Source organism: Saccharopolyspora taberi, from assembly GCF_039534165.1.
Lineage (GTDB): Bacteria > Actinomycetota > Actinomycetes > Mycobacteriales > Pseudonocardiaceae > Saccharopolyspora_D > Saccharopolyspora_D taberi.
In genome coordinates this window covers 1-4,546 of record NZ_BAAAUX010000052.1, presented here as the reverse complement: position 1 = coordinate 4,546, position 4,546 = coordinate 1, and the positions used below count along the sequence as shown (strand labels likewise).

Genomic DNA, 4,546 nt, shown 5'->3' with positions numbered 1-4,546 from the left:
CGCCCCACCGAGACGGGCAGCACCACCTCCGTGTGTGCACAGGGGACCGACCAAACCCCTTGCACATCACCGAAATTTCCGAGTGAGAGGACCCGATCCGTCATGTCGTTTCCCATGACCACCCAGACCGAGGCGAACGGCCCCCTGGACCCCGCGCGACTGAGCCCGTGGCGCCAGATCGGCACCCCGGTAGCCGACTGCCGCAACGCTCGCCACGCCCTGGAGAAGGCGGGGCTGGCCGGGTGGAACATCCGCAAGCTTCAGCAGTCCGGCACCGACATCACCCCCAACGGCGTCACCACCATCAACAACCCGGAGCAGGTCATGCTGGTGCGCGACGACCCGGCCACGGGGCAGGTCCGGTACCTGAGCTCGGTCGGAAGCGGCTACGGCATCCGGCAGAACGAAGAGCAGGCCGATCTTCTCGACGCCCTCGTGGCCGAGTCCGGCGCCGAGTCCCTGGCCGACGCAGGCCAGCTCGACGGCGGCAAGCGCACCTTCGTCACGATGAAGCTGCCGCAGACCATGACCGTCGCCGGCCTCGACCCCGTCGAGCTGTACCTCGCGGTGTTCAACTCCCACGACGGATCCAGCTCGTTCCGCGTAATGATCGTGCCGTTCCGGATCTGGTGCGCCAACCAGCTCGGCGTGGCCATCAGGGACCGAGTCTCCGAGGTGTCCATCCGGCACACCCGCAACGCCGAAATCAAGGTCGAGGAGATCCGCTCCAAGCTGGGCTTGATGTACTCCTACGCCGAGGCGTTCGAGCGCGAGGCCCGCAAGATGCTCGATGCCGAGCTGACCACCCCGGAGTTCCGGGAGGTCGTCGAGACGATCTGGCCGGTCGACGACAACGCCCCTGTCCGGACCCGCAACAACGCCGAGCGCCGACGCGGCGAGCTGATGCGGCTGTGGAGCTCGGCGGACACCCAGCAGGCCGTCCGCGGTACCCGCTGGGCCGGGTGGCAGGCCATCACCGAGTACGTGGACCACTTCCAGCCGGCCAAGGACTCCACGATCCGGGCGCACCGGGTGCTGACCAGCGGCACCGTGGCCAACCGCAAGCAGCGTGCCTTCGACCTGCTGGCCGTCGCCTGAACACACCGTGGCCCACCCGGCGAGCGCCGGGTGGGCCACGGGCAGACCGGCGTACCACCCCGAAACAGGGTCCGCGGCCGGAACAGCCGCGGCCGACCAAAGGATCCGCCGATCTTCTCAATTTCCGAGTGTCAAGGAACCCGGCCTGAGCCGCGTCCTGGCACGAAACCCAGGGTAGCGCAGCGCCCTGCCGCACCCGGTTCCCAACGCCTACGCGCTCACTCCCGCCTGTCCGTCGGCCCGGCCCTCGACCGACCGCACGGCACCCGTCCGAACGAAACAGGAGGTCATCACCATGACGGCGACGGATTCCCGCACCAGCGCCAGCACCGCCATCGTCGTACCCCCGCAGGGCCTGACCGTGTGGACGCTGCACTGGTGGCACAAGCACACCGACGAACAAGAACTGTTCCTCAGCTACGACGACGCCCTGCATCGCCTGGCGACGATGGTCCGCGACGAGTGGGACGAGGAGAACTGGCGCGACGAGCTGCCGGCCTCGCACCGGTGGCTCAACGACGGTCAGGTCGTCTCTCTGTTCTACGGCGCCGAAATCCAGCTCTCCCCCACCCAGGGGCACTGCGAGGACGATCGGGGTTTTGAGATCACCGAGGACCACGTGCACGGCTCCGAGCCCGGCGAGCTGGAACTGCGCCTGGCCACCCTCCGCGTCCTGGACGAGGCCCCGGACGACCCGCACGAGCACCCGCTGACCTACTGCCTGGACGCGATCGGACTGACCGTCGCGGTCTATCCCGGCCGCAACGGGCCGATGGTGCACGTCAGCAACGACAGCCTCCCGGCTGGTCTGCCGGTCACGATCACCCTCGACGACGTCAGCGCGGCCAGTGCCCGGCACGTATACCGCCTGACCTGATCACCCTCACGCTCCTGCGGCCCACCGGCCGCGGGTACGGCGTGCGCAACGGGACCGACCAAACCCGGCGCGCGCCAGGAGATTCCGAGTGAAAGGACCCGAAAACTGATGATCGACATGATTCCGAACCGGCCGCTGTCGACGCACCTGTCGCGTGCGGTCGACACCGTCGACCACGCCCAGGACCAGCTGCACGCGGTGCGAATCCACGACGTGACCCGGCTGATCCGCGACGTGTTCCCGCAGGCCGCATCGATCGTGATCGACGCCCGCAACCGCTACGTCGACCCGGTCGGTGTCCAGCTGCACAGCATCTACAGCAGGGACGACCAGCTGTGGAGCGCGGAGGATCGTGTGCCCGACTCGCTGACGTCCTACCGCACGGCCGACGACCACGGCTGGGACGACGTGGTCGCGCACCTCGAGCACGAGCTGACCTCGGCGATCGGCCCCGAACAGCCGCACATGTACTGGGAACCCTACGACGACGACCGGCCCGACGACGGCCTGTTCGTCACCCGGCTGCCCAGCGTCGAGGATGTCTCCGCCGTCGAGACCGTCGCCCCTGGCCACCTCGCGGCCCGGATGTACGACCGCCGTCCGCGAGCCCCGTGGCGTCTGCCGGAGGGACCGGCATTCTGGCTGGCCCGTCCGGTGCGCTATCCGACGATGGCCGTCGGCGGCGTCGAGATCATCGCCTCCATCGCCGACGACGGCACGTTCACCGTCGACGTCGACACCAGCGGAACGTCCACAGCGGACACGAGCGAGGGCCGTCTCGCCGTCGATGTCCGGCTCAACGGCAGCAGCCTCACCAACCCCGCCGACTCCAGCAGCTGAGCCCGCCGGCAACCCCGCCCCGGGGCGGTGGGGCGTGCGCACTCTGCCCCGGCGCCGGCCGGGGTCAAGCCGCGAAAAGCGTGCGGCTTGACCCCTTTTCCCGGCGCCGGGGCCTGGCCGAGCGCGCCCCATCGGCCGCGGCGGGGCACCGCCGGAAACCCGGCGTTTTCCAGGGCAAACACCCCTGTATCGGCCTGCGGGCGGGACCGACCAAACCCGCCCGCCGGAACACCGCAATTTCCGAGTGAAAGGAGCCCATCGTGGGCTACGACATGGTTGTCCAGGGCGCTCCGGCCGACGAGGAGCACACCTACCTGCGCCGCAACATCTGGGGCATGGGCCCCACCCGCCAGGCGCTGGTGGACCTCGGTATGGCCTTCCTCAGCGAGATGCCCGCCTTCCCCGACGACAGCCACCTGTCCCGGAAGACGGACTTCAACGAGGACGGCGAGCCCGTCACCGAGCAGGCCAAGCGGTTCGTCGAAGCCATCGAGCGCACGCTGGCCGATCACGGCGCCGGCGACGCGGAATACCTCGGCGGCATCCCGCTGCACAAGTTCGGCAGCAACGACGGCTGGCACGTCACCGACAAGGAGTGCACCGAGGCCCTGGCCGCCTACGACACCTCCATCCAGCACGGGGACAAACACCCCGAAGCCTTCGATGACGACGTCATCCCGTTCTTGAAGACCGCGGCCCGCTACGAGGGCTTCCGCGTCTACTGATCCGCCCGCATCCCGCTGGCCCCTGACTGGTTCTACCCCGGCCAGGGGCCAGCGGTCCTTGCCTCCTGCACCTGACCGCCCGGAGAACACCCGTGACCACCACCGACATCGAAGTGCCGTCGTACTACGACCCGAAGGAGGTCTTCGCCGAGACCTTCGACGACGGAATGCTCGCCGACCACGTCGGCCCCGCACTGACCTGCGGCGAAGTCAACGTCCTCGCCGCCTTTCTGGACTCTGCCGGCCGCCACGACGGAGCCCGCTACTGGCTGTCGGCGCACCAGCAGGACTGCGACGAACCGGACCTGCACTGACCGGCAACCCGCACCAACACCGGGGAACCGACCAACCCCGAACTACCCGACCGATTTCCGAGTGATCACCGAAGGAGCCCGCCCATGAACAGCGATCCGATCGGGGCGTTCGTCGACGAGTTCACCGCCCCCGCCGCGCGGAACCTGATCCGGCACATGACCTGCCACCAGATCCAGGCGGTAGCCGGAATGCTCACCGAGCACGGACAGCCCGAATCGGCCCAGCAGTGGATCGACCACCACCTGCTGTACTGCGACCAGGAACGCCCGTACTCCGCCCACGACACCCGGCACAACGACGAGGGCGAGCTGGCGACGATCGACGACGCCATCGGCCACGACGGGCAGAGCTACAGCTACCACCGCGTGGTCACCACCGGCGACCACACCGTCCGCGCCCGGATCAAACGGCACGTACACACCTTCCAGAGCTACGCCGTCGCCGAAGTGCTCACCCCGGCTCTGACCTGGACCGCACTGGCCGAGACCACACCGTCGAACTGGTTCGAGGAAACCCCGAGCCCCTACGACCGGTCCCTGGACGTCATCGCCGCCCTCGGCCCGCTCGCCGCCCTCCTCCTCACCCGCGCGCGAACGATCTTGCCCTGATCACCACCGGCCGGCGCGACCCCACGAGGACCGGTGGGGCGTGCGCACTCTGCCCCGGCGCCGGCCGGGGTCAAGCCGCGAAA

At 69.0% G+C, this 4,546-nt stretch carries 6 protein-coding genes; all 6 read left to right on the top strand.

Translation table 11 applies throughout. From position 1 onward, the window contains the following. The first annotated feature begins 114 nt into the window (after positions 1–114). The 6 genes from ABD691_RS33580 to ABD691_RS33555 all read left to right on the top strand — a co-directional run bounded on the left by ABD691_RS33580 (position 115) and on the right by ABD691_RS33555 (position 4,463). On the top strand, positions 115–1,098 hold the full coding sequence (locus ABD691_RS33580; protein WP_344686405.1) for a DUF932 domain-containing protein: 984 nt from the start codon (positions 115–117) through the stop codon (positions 1,096–1,098). Between the two features lie 295 nt (positions 1,099–1,393). Beyond that, complete coding sequence (locus ABD691_RS33575) at positions 1,394–1,975, top strand: hypothetical protein (RefSeq protein WP_344686404.1); 582 nt, start codon at positions 1,394–1,396, stop codon at positions 1,973–1,975. A gap of 108 nt (positions 1,976–2,083) precedes the next feature. After that, positions 2,084–2,815: a hypothetical protein gene (locus ABD691_RS33570; RefSeq protein ID WP_344686403.1), complete on the top strand. Its 732-nt coding sequence runs from the start codon at positions 2,084–2,086 to the stop codon at positions 2,813–2,815. A 260-nt stretch (positions 2,816–3,075) separates the two neighbouring features. Beyond that, on the top strand, positions 3,076–3,540 hold the full coding sequence (locus ABD691_RS33565; protein ID WP_344686402.1) for a hypothetical protein: 465 nt from the start codon (positions 3,076–3,078) through the stop codon (positions 3,538–3,540). A gap of 92 nt (positions 3,541–3,632) precedes the next feature. Beyond that, the gene (locus ABD691_RS33560) at positions 3,633–3,854 is read left to right on the top strand and encodes a hypothetical protein (RefSeq protein WP_344686401.1); all 222 of its coding nucleotides are present in this window, start codon (positions 3,633–3,635) and stop codon (positions 3,852–3,854) included. An 84-nt stretch (positions 3,855–3,938) separates the two neighbouring features. Then, positions 3,939–4,463: a hypothetical protein gene (locus tag ABD691_RS33555; protein WP_344686400.1), complete on the top strand. Its 525-nt coding sequence runs from the start codon at positions 3,939–3,941 to the stop codon at positions 4,461–4,463. The last annotated feature ends 83 nt before the right edge of the window (positions 4,464–4,546 follow it).